General features: G+C 61.4%; 15 protein-coding genes. 1 reads left to right on the forward strand and 14 read right to left on the reverse strand.

Translation table 11 applies throughout. The annotated features are described in order from the left end of the window. Positions 1-58: 58 nt before the first annotated feature. The 3 genes from AC07Y9_RS01665 to AC07Y9_RS01675 form a co-directional block, all read right to left on the reverse strand. On the reverse strand, positions 59-787 hold the full coding sequence (locus tag AC07Y9_RS01665) for an amidotransferase (RefSeq protein WP_092418144.1): 729 nt from the start codon (positions 785-787) through the stop codon (positions 59-61). 104 nt (positions 788-891) lie between these two features. After that, entirely contained in the window at positions 892-3,036 is a 2,145-nt protein-coding gene (locus AC07Y9_RS01670) for a 3-hydroxyacyl-CoA dehydrogenase NAD-binding domain-containing protein (RefSeq protein ID WP_102678390.1), read from the reverse strand. Between the two features lie 25 nt (positions 3,037-3,061). Then, a complete protein-coding gene (locus tag AC07Y9_RS01675) occupies positions 3,062-4,267 on the reverse strand; it encodes an acetyl-CoA C-acetyltransferase (protein WP_102678391.1) in 1,206 nt (401 codons plus the stop codon). 687 nt (positions 4,268-4,954) lie between these two features. Here AC07Y9_RS01675 and AC07Y9_RS01680 point away from each other — a divergent pair. Then, a complete protein-coding gene (locus AC07Y9_RS01680; RefSeq protein ID WP_102678392.1) occupies positions 4,955-5,767 on the forward strand; it encodes a c-type cytochrome in 813 nt (270 codons plus the stop codon). A gap of 405 nt (positions 5,768-6,172) precedes the next feature. On the opposite strand, the gene AC07Y9_RS01685 is transcribed toward AC07Y9_RS01680, so the two are convergent. From AC07Y9_RS01685 to AC07Y9_RS01735, 11 genes are all read right to left on the reverse strand, one after another. Further along, positions 6,173-6,514: a ribonuclease E inhibitor RraB gene (locus AC07Y9_RS01685; protein WP_009042886.1), complete on the reverse strand. Its 342-nt coding sequence runs from the start codon at positions 6,512-6,514 to the stop codon at positions 6,173-6,175. 222 nt (positions 6,515-6,736) lie between these two features. Next, complete coding sequence (locus AC07Y9_RS01690; RefSeq protein ID WP_007928144.1) at positions 6,737-6,994, reverse strand: hypothetical protein; 258 nt, start codon at positions 6,992-6,994, stop codon at positions 6,737-6,739. A gap of 113 nt (positions 6,995-7,107) precedes the next feature. After that, a complete protein-coding gene (locus tag AC07Y9_RS01695; protein WP_007928143.1) occupies positions 7,108-7,716 on the reverse strand; it encodes an START domain-containing protein in 609 nt (202 codons plus the stop codon). Between the two features lie 43 nt (positions 7,717-7,759). Then, entirely contained in the window at positions 7,760-8,014 is a 255-nt protein-coding gene (locus tag AC07Y9_RS01700) for a YkgJ family cysteine cluster protein (RefSeq protein WP_080710501.1), read from the reverse strand. 168 nt (positions 8,015-8,182) lie between these two features. Further along, the gene (locus AC07Y9_RS01705) at positions 8,183-8,695 is read right to left on the reverse strand and encodes a translation initiation factor 2 (RefSeq protein ID WP_102678393.1); all 513 of its coding nucleotides are present in this window, start codon (positions 8,693-8,695) and stop codon (positions 8,183-8,185) included. 79 nt (positions 8,696-8,774) lie between these two features. Then, positions 8,775-10,214, reverse strand: a complete 1,440-nt coding sequence (locus AC07Y9_RS01710; RefSeq protein WP_007928140.1) for an aminotransferase-like domain-containing protein — start codon at positions 10,212-10,214, stop codon at positions 8,775-8,777. Positions 10,215-10,416: 202 nt separating this feature from the next. Continuing rightward, positions 10,417-11,229 (reverse strand): OmpA family protein, encoded by an 813-nt coding sequence (locus AC07Y9_RS01715; protein ID WP_053260229.1) that lies wholly within the window; start codon positions 11,227-11,229, stop codon positions 10,417-10,419. Next, entirely contained in the window at positions 11,226-11,582 is a 357-nt protein-coding gene (locus AC07Y9_RS01720) for a DUF4398 domain-containing protein (RefSeq protein WP_009042881.1), read from the reverse strand. Before AC07Y9_RS01720 ends, AC07Y9_RS01715 begins: the two co-directional genes overlap by 4 nt. 9 nt (positions 11,583-11,591) lie before the next feature. After that, positions 11,592-12,416 (reverse strand): substrate-binding periplasmic protein, encoded by an 825-nt coding sequence (locus AC07Y9_RS01725; RefSeq protein ID WP_053260228.1) that lies wholly within the window; start codon positions 12,414-12,416, stop codon positions 11,592-11,594. An 82-nt stretch (positions 12,417-12,498) separates the two neighbouring features. Next, on the reverse strand, positions 12,499-13,428 hold the full coding sequence (locus AC07Y9_RS01730; protein WP_009042879.1) for an electron transfer flavoprotein subunit alpha/FixB family protein: 930 nt from the start codon (positions 13,426-13,428) through the stop codon (positions 12,499-12,501). 2 nt (positions 13,429-13,430) lie between these two features. Beyond that, on the reverse strand, positions 13,431-14,180 hold the full coding sequence (locus AC07Y9_RS01735) for an electron transfer flavoprotein subunit beta/FixA family protein (protein ID WP_007928126.1): 750 nt from the start codon (positions 14,178-14,180) through the stop codon (positions 13,431-13,433). Positions 14,181-14,400: the final 220 nt, after the last annotated feature.

Here is a 14,400-nt window from a genome sequence, read left to right on the forward strand (position 1 = left end):
CTGCAAGGGCCTTGAGGCCATTGTAGAAGCGAGCCGGCTGGGCGATGCGGCTATGGATTCAAACCGATCCGGCCTGCGGCTTGTGCGCCACAAAACGCATCATCCACTCGGCAACGGTGTTGCCGTGATGATCCCGGTCCAGACTGGCGATGCCTTTTTGATAGACCTGTTCGCCCAGGTGCTGCTGGCGCAGGTCCAGCAAGGCCCGCGAATAGTCGTGGATGAACTCCGGGTGGCCCTGGAAGCACAGCACCTGGTCATTGATGTGATAGGCCGCGAACGGGCAGAAATCGCTGGAAGCGATGACCGTGGCGTTTTCCGGCAAGGCCGTCACCTGGTCCTGATGGCTGATCAACAGCGTCAGCTCTTCCACCACCGGGCTCATCCACGGCGCCTTGGCCGCCAGCTTGTAGTTGTGGGTACCCACGCCCCAGCCCTGGGTCGCGCGTTCGCTCTTGCCGCCCAGCAGCAACGCCAGCAACTGATGGCCAAAGCAGATGCCCAGCAGTTTGTCGCCGCGCTGATAGCGCTCCAGCAGGTAGGTCTTGAGGGTTTGAATCCAGGGATCGGTACCGAAGGAGTCGGCCTTGCTCCCCGTGACCAGGTAAGCGTCGAAGCTTTGGTCGTCGCTCGGGTAGTGGCCCTGCATCACGTTGTAGACGGTAAATTCGGCAGCGATGGGCTGCTGTGAAAACAGGCGCTGAAACATCTGCCCGTAACCCTGATATTGATCGACCAATTCTGGACGCAGGATGTCGGTTTCCAGAATGCAGATGCGTAGCGACATAAAAAATACCTGACACGTGATGGGAATAATGAACACCCCAGAGCCTGCCTTGAAACGCCCGATCAAGGCAAGCCCCGCGATGTATCACTTTAGTCCCTTCAGCCTCAGAACAACTGGCCCTTGGCGGCCTTCTCCAGCAGCAACGCCGGCGGCGCGAAACGCTCGCCATATTGCTCGGCCAGGTACTGGGCCCGGGCGATAAAGTCCTTCAGGCCGTACTGGTTGATGAACTGCAAGGCCCCGCCGGTCCAGGCCGCGAAGCCGATACCGAAGATCGAACCGATATTGGCATCGGCCGTCGAGCGCAACACGCCCTCCTCCACACAACGCACGGTTTCGATGGCCTGCACGAACAACAACCGGTCGCGCACGTCCTGCGGCGAAATCTGCCCATCGGCTTTCTCGAAGCGGGTTTTCAGCTGCGGCCACAAGTGCTTCTGCCCCCCGGCCGGGTAGTCGTAGAAACCACCGCCCGCCGCCTTGCCTGGGCGCTTGTATTCATTGAGCAGCAGGTCGATCACGGCGAAGGCCGGATGCTCCGGCAACGACTTGCCTTCGGCCTGCAAGTCCTTGGCGGTCTGTTGGCGGATATGGCTCAACAGGCTCAGGGAAACCTCGTCGCAGATCGCCAGCGGGCCGATCGGCATGCCCGCCTTGCGCGCCTCGGTCTCGATCATTGGCGCGGCCACACCCTCACCGAGCATGGCAATGCCTTCGTTGGTGAAGGTGCCGAACACCCGCGAAGTGAAAAAGCCGCGGCTGTCGTTGACCACGATCGGGGTCTTCTTGATCTGCTGGACGAAGTCGAAACCGCGCGCCAGGGTTTCGTCGCTGGTCTGCTCGCCCTTGATGATTTCCACCAGGGGCATTTTTTCCACCGGGCTGAAAAAATGCAGGCCGATGAACTTGCCTTGATCCGGTACGGCCCTGGCCAGGCCGCTGATCGGCAAGGTCGAGGTGTTGGACGCAATCACCGCCTGTGCCCCCACCACCTGCTGCGCCGCCGCCGAGACCCTGGCCTTGAGCTCGCGATCCTCGAACACCGCCTCGATGATCAGGTCGCACCCGGCCAGGTCGGCGTCCTGCTCGGTGGTGCGGATCCGCGCCAGCGTGGCGTCACGCTGTTCGGCGCTCAATTGGCCACGGGCGACCTTCTTCTCCAGCAGCGCCGCCGAATGGGCCTTGCCCTTCTCGGCGGCCGCCAGGCTGATGTCCTTGAGCACCACCTCGATGCCGGCCACCGCACTGACATAGGCGATCCCGGCGCCCATCATCCCGGCACCCAGCACCCCGACCTTCCTGGTCACATAGGGCGCGAAGCCTTGGGGCCGGGAGCCACCGGCATTGATCTCGTTGAGCTGGAACCAGAAGGTGCCGATCATGTTTTTCGCCACCTGGCCGGTGGTCAGCTCGGTGAAATAGCGGGCTTCGATCAACTGCGCGGTATCGAAATCGACCTGGGCGCCCTCCACTGCCGCACAGAGGATTTTCTCCGGCGCCGGCAGGCAGCCCTGGGTCTTGCTGCGCAGGATCGACGGCGCAATGGCCAGCATCTGCGCGACTTTCGGGTGCGACGGCGTGCCCCCGGGGATCTGGTAGCCGGCCACGTCCCAGCGCTGCTTGGCCGCCGGGTTGGCGACAATCCACGCCCTGGCCTTGGCCAGCAGGTCGTCGCGGTCGCTGGCCAGTTGATCGATCAGGCCGGCTTTCAGCGCCTGCTGCGGTCGGACCTTCTTGCCTTCCAGCAGATACGGCAGGGCTTTTTCCAGCCCCAGCAAACGCACCATGCGCACCACCCCGCCACCGCCCGGCAACAGGCCGAGGGTCACTTCCGGCAGGCCGACCTGCAGCGACGAATCGTCCAGCGCCACCCGGTGATGGCAGGCCAGGCAGATCTCCCAGCCACCGCCCAGGGCGGCGCCGTTGATCGCCGCGACCACGGGCTTGCCCAGGGTTTCCAGGGCCCGCAGCTGGCCCTTGAGGGTCAGCACCATGTCATAGAAGGCCTGGGCTTCGGGCTTGCCGACCTTGATCAATTCATTGAGGTCGCCGCCGGCGAAGAAGGTCTTTTTCGCCGAAGTGACGATCACCCCGGCAATCGATTCCTGCTCGGCTTGCAGGCGGGCCACGCAGGCGGCCATGGCCTCGCGGTACACCGCGTTCATGGTGTTGGCGCTCTGGCCCGGCATGTCGATGGTCAGAACGACGATCTGGTCCTGGCCCTTTTCGTAACGGATGGCTTGGGTCATGAAAGTGTTTCCTTGAAGTCAGGGCTCAGAGGCGTTCGATGATGGTGGCGATACCCATGCCGCCGCCGACGCAGAGGGTCGCCAGGCCATAACGCTGGCGCCGCGCTTCCAGCTCGTCGAGCAAGGTGCCGAGGATCGCGCAGCCGGTGGCGCCCAGCGGGTGGCCCATGGCGATGGAACCGCCATTGACGTTGACCTTGTCCGGGTCGATGGCCATATCCTTGATGAACTTCAGTACCACCGAAGCGAAGGCCTCGTTGACCTCGAACAGGTCGATGTCCTCGACCCGCAGCCCGGCCTTGGCCAGCGCCTTGCGCGTGGCCGGCGCCGGCCCGGTGAGCATGATGGTCGGATCGGTGCTGGTGACCGCCGTGGCGACTATCCGCGCCCGTGGCTTGAGGCCCAGCGCCTGGCCCTTGGCCTCGGAACCGATCAGCATCAGCGCCGCGCCATCGACTATCCCTGAGCTGTTGCCCGGGGTGTGCACGTGGTGGATCCGCTCGACATGGCTGTAGACCCGCAAGGCGGTGGCGTCGAAGCCCATCTGGCCGATCATCTCGAAGCTGGGCTTGAGCTTGCCCAGACCTTCGAGGGTGGAATCGGCGCGTATGAACTCATCATGATCCAGCAGGACGATGCCGTTCTGGTCCTGCACCGACACCAGGGACTTGCTGAAAGCCCCCGCCGCCCTGGCCCGCGCAGCCTTTTGCTGGGACTGCAGGGCAAAGGTATCGACATCCTCACGGCTGAAGCCTTCCAGGGTGGCGATCAGGTCCGCGCCTATGCCTTGCGGGGTGAAATGGCTGTGCATATTGGTTTGCGGGTCAAGCACCCAGGCACCGCCGTCGCTGCCCATGGGCACCCGCGACATCGACTCGACACCGCCGACCACCACCAGGTCCTCGAAGCCGGAGCGCACTTTCATCGCGCCCAGGTTCACCGCTTCGAGGCCCGAGGCGCAAAAACGGTTGATCTGCACTCCGGCTACGCTGACGTCCCAGTCGGCGACCAGCGCCGCGGTCTTGGCGATGTCGGCCCCCTGGTCGCCGATCGGCGTCACGCAGCCGAGCACGATGTCGTCGACCTGGCTGGTGTCGAGTCCGCTACGCCGCTGCAGGGCCTCGAGCAGCCCGGCCAGCAGGTTCACCGGCTTGACGCTGTGCAGGGCGCCGTCGGCCTTGCCTTTGCCACGGGGGGTGCGTAATGCATCGAATATCAAAGCCTGGGTCATGACGTCCTCGAACCGCTGTGCAGATGAATGATGACAGGGCTCCCACTCTTGGCCCCGAGGGCCCCGGATTCAATGACCGATGCGCTCACTGACCTTGACGGTCACGCTCAGACGAACGGTAGTGAGCTAATGGATTCCGCCCGCCGCATAACGGAACTGTCTAGACAAAGGCCGGGCAAGAAGATGGCAATAAGCCTCATGCGTTTTTTAAAGCATCCGCCTATTAGCTGATATGAAATGGATCTAAGCCAAGGGTTACAAGGCCCCTAAGGTAGGAACTGTAGGCAGTGAATCGTTGCAGCCGGGTCTTGCCGGTGCACGTGTAAGAAAAGGGACACATCGCCTGACCAGAGTGAAGCGGCAGGCATGCATTTGATGTTCAGGAATAACAACAAAAGGCATTCAGCCATGTTCAAGCATTCGAAAGTCCGTCAAGCGGGGCTCATTCTGTTCGCAACCACCTTGCTTCTGATTTTGCCGAATCTAACCAAAGTGATCGGCTAGAGGCGTGGCCATCCCGTCACGCAATTGCATCTTTGTGCTCCGGTTCGCTACCGGGGCAGGCGCTTGTGTGCCACTCTTTCTGACGCCGCGGCCACGCTGAATCAGGGCGTCGTCGCGCTTATCAGAAAACTGGAGACAGGCCGTACGCGCTGCTCTCCACCCCAGCGACGGAACAGCGATCAATTGAAATCTCTTATCCTCCTGTGCAGCGCCCTGCTGCTCACCACACCCGTGCATGCCGCGCAGCTGACCCTGGAACTGGGGGCCGGCAGTCGCACCTGGCAGACCGAAGAACTGCTCAAGCACCCTCAGGCCCGGAGCATCACCGTCAAGGATGACGTGTCGTACAAACGCGACATGAGTTACCGCGCGGTGCCGATCTCGGCCCTGCTCACCGGCATCAAGGCTGATGACCATCTGCAGGCTGTCGCCCTGGACGGTTTCGCCGCCGAGTTGCCCGCCGCCCCCCTGCTCAACCAGGACGGCGCCCAGGCCTGGCTGGCCATCGAAGACCCGGCCAAGCCCTGGCCGCCCCTGGCTGAAGGCAAGCACAGCGCCGGGCCTTTCTACCTGGTGTGGACCAACCCGCAGGCCGGTCATATCAGCCCCGAGCAATGGCCGTTCGAAGTGGCAAGCATCAAGCGCCTGGCGCCGGTGGCCGAGCGTTTCCCGGCCCTGCGCCCGGACCCCAAACTGGCGGCCGGCGACCCGGTGAACCAGGGCTTCGCCCTGTTCCAGAAGAACTGCCTGGCTTGCCATCGCCTCAACGGCGCCGGCGACTCGCAGTTCGGCCCGGACCTGAATATCCCCTACAGCCCCACCGAGTATTTCGGTGCGGACTTCCTCAAGCGTTATATCCGTGACCCACAGAGCCTGCGCCGCTGGCCACAGGCGAAGATGCCGGCCTTCGCAAGCAGCGTATTCCCGGATGCCGAGCTGGAGTTGCTGGTGGGGTATCTGGAGCATATGGCGGGACGTAAGCAGCCTGGGCAATAAAGCTGGTTTGGGGAGGTGCTGTCCAGAATGCCATCGCAGGCAAGCCTCGCTCCTTACAGTCGGGCGAACTCCCCGGCAAGTGCTCCATTGCAATGCAGTGGCTATCGACGGCATAGCCAGACTTGATTTCACCGCTTGGGCAAAACTGCGCAAAATTCGCTGCAACAGCGCAGATGACTTCAGTACCACCACGGTGCGCAGTCGACGCCCCACCCTTCATGGCGCCAATGGCAGCCGGACCCGGAATGTCCCCGACCGGTTTCCTCTCCTACCGGTCTTCCCTTTTGGCCACCCTCAGCGGGTGGCCTTTTTTTACCCGCTTTTTTTGTAGGATCCCGAGGGCAGAAACGAAATCGGCCGACCCGAAGGTCAGCCGATGCTGAGTCTTGACGCTATTCATATGCACTAAACGAGTCGCCCTCGAACCTCCTGCTTCACGCCCCAACCTTCAATGATCCCGCCCAGGGGCGCGACCACCGCTTCAAAGTCCTGCTCGAAATCGCCGATGCCGCCGTAGGTGGCGTACATCACCTTGCTCAGCTCCAGGTACCAGGCGCCGTCATCGCGCACGCTGACCTGGGCATTCAAGGATTCACCGCGGAACTGCCCTGCCGCCCTGCGTGCCCGCTCCTCGTCCGGAAAAATGGCGTAGAACTCGATGGGATGGAATCGTGAAAAGTCGAAACCGCCTTCTTTCATGCGGCGCAGCACGCTGCTGCTGATGTCTTCTTGATAGGCTGTGCTCATGAAACGTCCTCCTCAAACCGATGGATAGACTTTCCGTACTCCCTTGCCTGTCACCGCACGGTGCAGGCTTGCGGCGAGAAGATCGCCGCCAGGAAACAAGCATGTAGCTGACAAGACCAGACCTTAGCGATTCATTCGCTGATCTCGAATGCAGAGTAGCGCCAAGACGCAGGCGCTGCCAAGGTCTGGGTTAAAGCTCGGTGGAGCTTTGCACATTAAAGATTAAATCGGCGTAATGCTGAGGATTTGAATGCTGTTCTGATCTTTCAGGCTCTTGAGCGTAGGGTCGTCGGTGCGCCCTTCCAGATCGTTGAGGTCAAGCTCGGCCGGAACCGGCAAAAGCTTTGCGCGAATCAATTGTGCCGCCTCCTCCATGCTGGGCTGCTGCTCACAGTCGAACTGCTCGACTGACTGGACACCATGATCGTCAACGAAAGTGACTTGCCACTTTTGCATCAGTGCCTCCTTGATGAAGCCCATGGATGGACTCACAAGATGTCGACCCTGAAGAACCAAGGATCGTTCAAACCAAAGGCCCGGCGGTGCCATTAAAAAAGGCTGCCCTGGGGCAGCCTTTGCGCAACGATCGGCGCTTACGGTTTCTCGGCGCGCGCCTTCAATGCCTTGAGGGTGTTGAACGGCGCATCCACGACAAACTTGTTGGCCAGCCAGGACGGCACGCTGCCGCCCGGTTCGGTGTGCACCTGATAGGTCACTTCGACCTGGTCCGCGCCCTTGGGCACGAACTTCCAGAAGCCTTCGACCTGGGCAACACGCACGAAACCTTTCTCCTCGGGAAGGTAGGTCGGTACGCCTTCGAGCTTGCGGGTCAGGCTGCCATCGGCCGCTTCGCTGGTGGTGACGTGCAGCACCGAATCACGCGGCGTGACCGGCCATGGGGTGTTGAACTGGGTGTAGGTCCAGCTCTGCTCACCTTCGTGCTTGAGCAGTTTCTGCGACTTGCATTCGTGAATCCAGGCGCAGGCGCCCGTCACGTCGTCCTGCAAAGCGCGCAGCTTGGCCACGCTGGTTTTCATGGTGGTCACGCCCCGGTAGGCCTTGTATTTGGAGCCGGCCACTTCACTCAAGGAGACCTTGATGCCGTCTTCATCCTTGGCCGTTTGCCAATCTTCGGCGTGGGCGGTTGCCGAGAGCAGAACGGTCAACCCACAGAGCACAGCAATTCGATGCAGCGAACCCATTGTCTTATTCCTTATTGTTGAAGTTCCGTTCATTGAAAACACTTCACGCCGCCGTCATTTGCTCCCACCAGCCCAACAAGCGGATAGCCTCTTCCCGACTGCCGCCACAGACTTCTACATCGGCCTGGAACGCACCACAGACGGCGGGCCGTTCGGGTTGGCCGAACAAGCCGCACAGCAGTTCGACAGAAAGATGGATGCAACGTTCTCCGGCCGGTTTGCCATTGGGCATTCCGGGAATCGGGGTACTGATGGAAGGGGCAATGCAACAGGCGCCACAGCCTTCACGGCAGTTCATGACGACAAGCTCCTCGCGACGGGCAAAGTATTGAAATGACGCGGACTAGAGTAACCGCTAAAACAGCCGTTTGAAATTGGCCGCCCACGGGTTTTTACGCTCAGGCTCGCGTGACTGACCAGTCTCCGACAAAGCGTCAGGGCTGCGGGTCACAGTCAGGATGAGGGTTTACTGCTTGAATTCGAAATCCAGCGCCGCGCCTTCCACATCACGCCGTTCGTCATTGCGCAGCTGCAACTGCATTTCGTTGCTCAGCAAGCGGCCGTTGAGCTGGAACGGACTGTCGTCCTTGGGTTTCTCGCCGAACATCGGCGGCAGCAACGGGGTGCGCTTGGGCTGGTTGACCGAGCCGATCGGCTGCAATTGCTTGACCATTTCCGGCGGCAGGCTCAGATCGACATTGGCCGAAGGCAAACGCGTCCTCACGATCTCACTGGCAGGCTTGGACTTGGAAGCGATCGGCGCGCGCCTTTTCTGTGCCTTGGCCTTGGGTTTGGCCTTGCTGGTCACTGCCGCCTTCTTTACCGGCGCGGCTTTCTTGGCTGTCGCGGTTTTCTGCGATGTATTCGCGGTGGCGCTTGCCGCGACCTTTTCCTGGGCCGGAGCCGCCAGAACGCTGGCCGTGCCGAAAGCACTCAATACGCTGACCAATACCCAGGCAACAGGAAAAATCGCTTTCATAGAGAGACAACAGGATCGGCGGCAAAGAGCCATATGCTCGCCTGTTGACCGCGCGAAAACAAGCACGGTAACCGATCCTTCAAAAACCGCCCGCGGCCTCCTGGCACAGCTGGCTGGCCAACATGCCCAAGGTCATCAGTGCCCGTTCGGCCTCGCGATTCCATGGGGTACCGCAGTTGAGGCGAATGCAGTGGTTGAACTGCTCGGTATTACTGAAGATCAGCCCCGGCGCGATACTGATGCCCTGCTGCAATGCCCGGACATGCAATTCCTGGGTATTGACCCGCCCCGGCAGGCTGACCCAGAGAATGAAACCGCCGTTCGGACGGGTAATCTGCGTGCCCTCCGGGAAGTACTGCTGCACCGCCAACTGAAAGGCGCTGAGGTTCTTGCGGTACTCCTGGCGGATGAAACGCAGATGCCGGTCGTAACCGCCGTTCTCCAGGTAGGCCGCAACGCCCATCTGCGTGACGCTGCAGGCCGAGTGGGTGCTGAAGGTTTGCAAACGCTGGATTTCCTGCTGGAACTTGCCGGCAATCATCCAGCCGATACGCACGCCGGGTGACAGGGTCTTGGAAAAGCTCGAGCAATAGATCACCCGATCCAGACGGTCATAGGCTTTCAGCGCCTTGGTACGACCGACCTCGAACATCAGTTCGCCGTAGATATCGTCCTCGACCACCTGGATATCGAAATCCGAAGCCAGGCGCAGCAGTTGTTTCTGCCGCTCTTCCGGCATGGTGCCGCCCAGTGGATTGCTCAGGCGCGTGGTCAACACCAGGGCCTTGATCGACCACTGGTTGGCCGCCAGTTGCAGCGCTTCCAGGCTCATGCCGGTGGAAGGGTCGCTGGGAATCTCGATGACCTTGAGCCCCAGCAGGTCGGCCAGTTGCAACAGGCCGTAGTAAGTCGGCGACTCCGCGGCGATCAGGTCGCCCGGGCGGGTCAGCACGCGCAACGACATCTGCAGGGCATCCACGCAGCCGTGGGTGATCACCACTTCGGAGGGGTCGACCACCACGCCAGCGTCGCGCATGCGAATCGCCACCTGTCGGCGCAACGGCTCGAAGCCGGGGCTGAACATGTAGCTGAAGGCGCGCGGGCTGTGGAAACGGGTGACCTTGGCCAGTTGCTGGTGCAGCGCCCGCACCGGCAGGTAATCGACACTGGGCACCGCGGCGCCCAGCGGAAACACGCCTTCACGGCGCGACTCCACCAACACTTGATGAATGATGCTGCTGCGCGTTACCAGGCCCGGCCGCTCGACCCGGGCGATGTCCGGGGTCGGCGCGGTCAGCGCCGGGGTCTGGTGCACGTAATAGCCCGACTGCGGACGGGCGCGGATCAGCCCCTGGTCCTCGAGATTGGCGTAGGCCTGGAGCACCGTGGCATGACTGACGTTGAGCTGGGAACTCATCTTGCGTACCGAAGGTACGCGTTCCCCGGGCTGGTACACACCACGACGGATATCTTCAGCCAGCTGCTGAGCGATACGTTGATAAAGCAAGAGATTGGTCATGACGCTGCACTCGATTTCACCGGCATTTTATTCTTGTGGATGACGATACCGGAACAGTTCATAAGTGTACTGGGACAGTTGCCACAATAGTCGACCATACAGGGCAGTGTCAGCAAAAACTGTACTGTTTTGTGTGCCAATCGTCAGGCACAAAAAAACCCGGCTCCGCGGGGGAAACCGGGTTGTCTTGAGCCGCCGCGTCTTAGCGCGCGGCGCCCAACTGGCCTTTCTCGTCGGAGAAGACGATTTCCACCCGACGGTTCTGCGCCCGCCCACGCTCCGAGGCGTTGGCCTCGACCGGGTACTCATCGCCATAACCTTCGACCTGGACCCGTTTCTCCTCGACGCCCAGGTCCACCAGGATATCGGCCACGGCCTGCGCCCGGTCGCGGGACAGTTTCAGATTGCTCTGCTTGTCGCCGGTGTTGTCCGTGTAGCCCTCGATCCGCACCACACGCTTGGGGTTCAGTTGGAGAAACTGCACGACTTTGAGCACGGTACGATTGGCCGAGCTCTTCAGCTCCGCTTCGCCGGTGTCGAACAACACATCGCCCAGGGTCATCACCAGCCCACGATCGGTCTGGGTCGTGGCCAGGTTAATGATCTGCTCTTCCAGCCACTTGCCCTGTTGCTGCACGCTCAGCAGCTTGGCCTCGCGCAGGGCCAGTTGCAGGCGCTGGCGTTCGAGTTCGAGCTTGGCCGCCTGCTCCTGGTTCAGCGCCTGGTTGGTGTGCTCGCGAGCGATTTCGCTGTAGCGCTGGCTGAGGTAGGCGTAGTGCACCACATCCGAACCGCTGCCCCAGTAGCTGGACAGGCGATCGGCCCGGGCCAGGGACTCACCAGCGCGGATCACATCCTTGGGCGCGATGCGCAGCACATTGGAATCTTCCTTGACCTTCTGGAAGTCTTCGCCGGCCTGTTCCAGCGCTGCTTCGCTGCGTTGCCCGGCGCAGCCGTAGAGGCCGGTGCAGGCGATCAGCAGCACGCCACTCAATACCTGGGTCAGACGAATCATTGGGCATCTCCCAACTGCTTGCGCAGACGAGTGATGCGAGTCTGGACGAGGTTCAGCTGTTCCTGGCTTTTCAGGGTCAGGACCCGCGCCTCGGCCAGGCGCGCATCCAGCTCCGCCTGCTCGGCACGCATGCGCGCGTGCTTGAACGACTCTTCCTGCATGTTGCGTTGGGCACGGGCGAATTTGTCCTCGGCCAGTTTCATTTCCGGCACATCCTCTGCCGTGGCTCCCACGGCCTTGGCCTGGGCCAGGGTTTGTTCGGTCAGGCGCATTTGTTCATTCGGCGCCGGATCGGCTGCGCAACCCGCCAGAGCCAGGACGGCCAGGGCAGCGAAAAGAGGTCGAATACTCACTAGAAATCCCTACTGTTTGGGGGTGCTGACAGGTTGCTGCAACTGTGCCTTCCAACGCTCGAGATTGCGCTGCAGCACGGCTTCCGTCAGACCGGACGCGGGCAATTCTGTCATCTTTTTCGCCAACTGTCCGCGCAACCATGGGTCGTTGCAGGCGGAGTTGTGCGAGATGGCCAGGAACAGCCCAGGTTTGTCGGCAGGCTGCGGGAATGCCAGCAGATCGTTGGCCATGCCCAGCGACTGGGCCAGGGCCATGCCGGCGTAACGTCCGGCCAGTACGTACTCCACCTCCCCCAGCAACAGTTTCTGGAATGCCTGGGTCAGATTCGGCATGCGGGTCAGGCTCAATTGCTCCTTGGCGAAGGCGTCGAAGGACGGCGTCAGGCGCGCCCTTTCCGACAATGCGCCGGTATGCCCATGCAGGTCCGACGGCTGGCTGTAGCTCAGCGTCGAGCCCTTGCGGGTCCAGACCAGGAAATCGTTCTCCAGCAGCGGCGGATGAATGTAGTCCAGCGCTTCCAACTCACTCACTGTCAGCGGCGCGTCGGCCAGCATGTCCATACGCCCGCTGCGCACTTCGTCCAGGGCGGCGGAGCGTTTGCCGGCATACAACAACTCGACCTTGATCCCCAGTTCCTGCGCCACGTGTTGCAGCAGTTCGGCGCTGGCGCCAATCAGGTGGCTGGGGTCCTGCGGGTCGCGCCACAGATACGGCGGGGCATCCGGACTGCCGGTCACCACCAGGCGCTCGCATTTACCGGCGGCCATCGACGACAACGGCATCAGTGTCAGCCCCAGCAGCACTGACAGGCCACCCAGGCGGCGCAAATCCATGGCGAAATTCTCCCACTCAAATCCCAGACAATAAAAAAGCCCGGCCAAAAGACCGGGCTCTCTTATAAGTGAAGCCGCTGGATTAGACCAGCTTCTCCAGCTCTGGTACGGCTTCGAACAAGTCCGCCACCAGGCCGTAATCGGCCACCTGGAAGATCGGCGCTTCTTCGTCCTTGTTGATCGCAACGATCACCTTGGAGTCTTTCATGCCGGCCAGGTGCTGGATCGCGCCGGAAATACCGACGGCAATGTACAGCTGTGGCGCCACGATCTTGCCGGTCTGGCCGACCTGCATGTCGTTGGGTACGAAACCTGCGTCGACCGCAGCGCGCGAAGCACCCACGGCAGCGCCCAGCTTGTCGGCCAGGGCGTACAGGTGTTTGAAGTTGTCGCCGTTCTGCATGCCGCGGCCGCCGGAAATGACGATCTTGGCAGCAGTCAGTTCAGGACGGTCGGACTTGGCCAGCTCTTCGCCGACGAAGCTCGATTTGCCTGCGTCGTGAGCGGCAGCAACCGCTTCGACAGCGGCCGAACCGCCTTCGGCGGCAACCGGATCGAAACCGGTGGCGCGCACGGTGATGACCTTCACGGCGGCGTTCGATTGCACGGTAGCGATGGCGTTACCGGCATAGATCGGACGCTTGAAGGTGTCGGCGCTTTCTACCGAGATGATCTCGGAGATCTGGTCGACGTCCAGCTGCGCGGCCACGCGCGGCAGGATGTTTTTGCCGTTGGAAGTGGCGGCGGCCAGGATGTGGCTGTAGCCCTTGCCCAGCTCTGCTACCAGAGGGGCAACGTTTTCCGGCAGTTGGTGAGCGTAAGCGGCGTTGTCGGCCGACAGGACTTTGCTCACGCCAGCGATTTTCGCCGCGGCTTCAGCCACGGCGCCAGCGCCCTGGCCGGCGACCAGAACGTGGATGTCGCCACCGATTTTGGCAGCGGCGGCAACGGTGTTCAGGGTGGCCGGAGCCAGCACCTTGTTGTCGTGTTCAGCGATTACCAAGATAGTCATGATCAGATTACCTTCGCTTCGTTTTTCAGTTTCTCGACCAGTTCAGCGACCGACTTGACCTTGATGCCCGCGCTGCGTGCAGCCGGCGCTTCGACTTTCAGGGTCTTGTTGGTAGAGGCGGTGGAAACGCCCAAAGCATCAGGAGTCAGCACTTCAAGCGGCTTCTTCTTGGCTTTCATGATGTTTGGCAGAGACGCGTAGCGCGGCTCGTTCAAACGCAGGTCGGTGGTGACGATCGCTGGCAGGTTCAGCGAAACGGTTTGCAAGCCACCGTCGATTTCACGGGTCACGGCAACCTTGTCGCCCGACACTTCGACCTTGGAGGCGAAGGTGCCTTGAGCGTAACCGCTCAGGGCTGCCAGCATCTGGCCGGTCTGGTTGTTGTCGCTGTCGATGGCTTGCTTGCCAAGGATCACCAGCTGAGGCTGTTCCTTGTCGACCACGGCCTTGAGCAGCTTGGCCACGGCCAGGGAGTTCAGTTCATCAGCGGACTCGACGAGGATGGCACGATCGGCACCCAGCGCCAGGGCGGTACGCAGTTGCTCTTGAGCAGTAGCGGGACCGATGGAGACGACGACGATTTCAGTCGCTACGCCTTTTTCTTTCAGGCGTACGGCTTCTTCCACTGCGATTTCGCAGAAAGGGTTCATCGACATCTTGACGTTGGCGAGGTCGACGCCGGAATTGTCCGCCTTGACGCGAACCTTGACGTTGTAATCGACAACGCGTTTGACAGCTACAAGAACCTTCATGGATTCCTCGTTACTCTCCGGTGAAAAGAAAGTCGCCTAGGCGAACCTGGCGGTTGATGCTCATCGGGCACAAGGGCACCTCTAAAAACGCTGGCATGGACTCTTGCAACAGCAGACAGATGACCTTGCTCACGGGATGATGACCGTTCGTCAGTAGCGACTGGCCGGTCATTCTTTATCGCGGCGTGTAAACTGCGCGTTGCGTCACCTTGTACTGCCT

The sequence above is a fragment of the Pseudomonas sp. GW456-L12 genome (assembly GCF_059424045.1).

Excerpts from the sequence above, each read along its gene's own strand:
- AC07Y9_RS01665 (WP_092418144.1), bottom strand. The coding sequence starts at position 787 with ATGTCGCTACGCATCTGCATTCTGGAAACCGACATCCTGCGTCCAGAA.
- AC07Y9_RS01670 (WP_102678390.1), bottom strand. The coding sequence starts at position 3,036 with ATGACCCAAGCCATCCGTTACGAAAAGGGCCAGGACCAGATCGTCGTT.
- AC07Y9_RS01675 (WP_102678391.1), bottom strand. The coding sequence starts at position 4,267 with ATGACCCAGGCTTTGATATTCGATGCATTACGCACCCCCCGTGGCAAA.
- AC07Y9_RS01685 (WP_009042886.1), bottom strand. The coding sequence starts at position 6,514 with ATGAGCACAGCCTATCAAGAAGACATCAGCAGCAGCGTGCTGCGCCGC.
- AC07Y9_RS01690 (WP_007928144.1), bottom strand. The coding sequence starts at position 6,994 with ATGGGCTTCATCAAGGAGGCACTGATGCAAAAGTGGCAAGTCACTTTC.
- AC07Y9_RS01695 (WP_007928143.1), bottom strand. The coding sequence starts at position 7,716 with ATGGGTTCGCTGCATCGAATTGCTGTGCTCTGTGGGTTGACCGTTCTG.
- AC07Y9_RS01700 (WP_080710501.1), bottom strand. The coding sequence starts at position 8,014 with ATGAACTGCCGTGAAGGCTGTGGCGCCTGTTGCATTGCCCCTTCCATC.
- AC07Y9_RS01705 (WP_102678393.1), bottom strand. The coding sequence starts at position 8,695 with ATGAAAGCGATTTTTCCTGTTGCCTGGGTATTGGTCAGCGTATTGAGT.
- AC07Y9_RS01710 (WP_007928140.1), bottom strand. The coding sequence starts at position 10,214 with ATGACCAATCTCTTGCTTTATCAACGTATCGCTCAGCAGCTGGCTGAA.
- AC07Y9_RS01715 (WP_053260229.1), bottom strand. The coding sequence starts at position 11,229 with ATGATTCGTCTGACCCAGGTATTGAGTGGCGTGCTGCTGATCGCCTGC.
- AC07Y9_RS01725 (WP_053260228.1), bottom strand. The coding sequence starts at position 12,416 with ATGGATTTGCGCCGCCTGGGTGGCCTGTCAGTGCTGCTGGGGCTGACA.
- AC07Y9_RS01730 (WP_009042879.1), bottom strand. The coding sequence starts at position 13,428 with ATGACTATCTTGGTAATCGCTGAACACGACAACAAGGTGCTGGCTCCG.
- AC07Y9_RS01735 (WP_007928126.1), bottom strand. The coding sequence starts at position 14,180 with ATGAAGGTTCTTGTAGCTGTCAAACGCGTTGTCGATTACAACGTCAAG.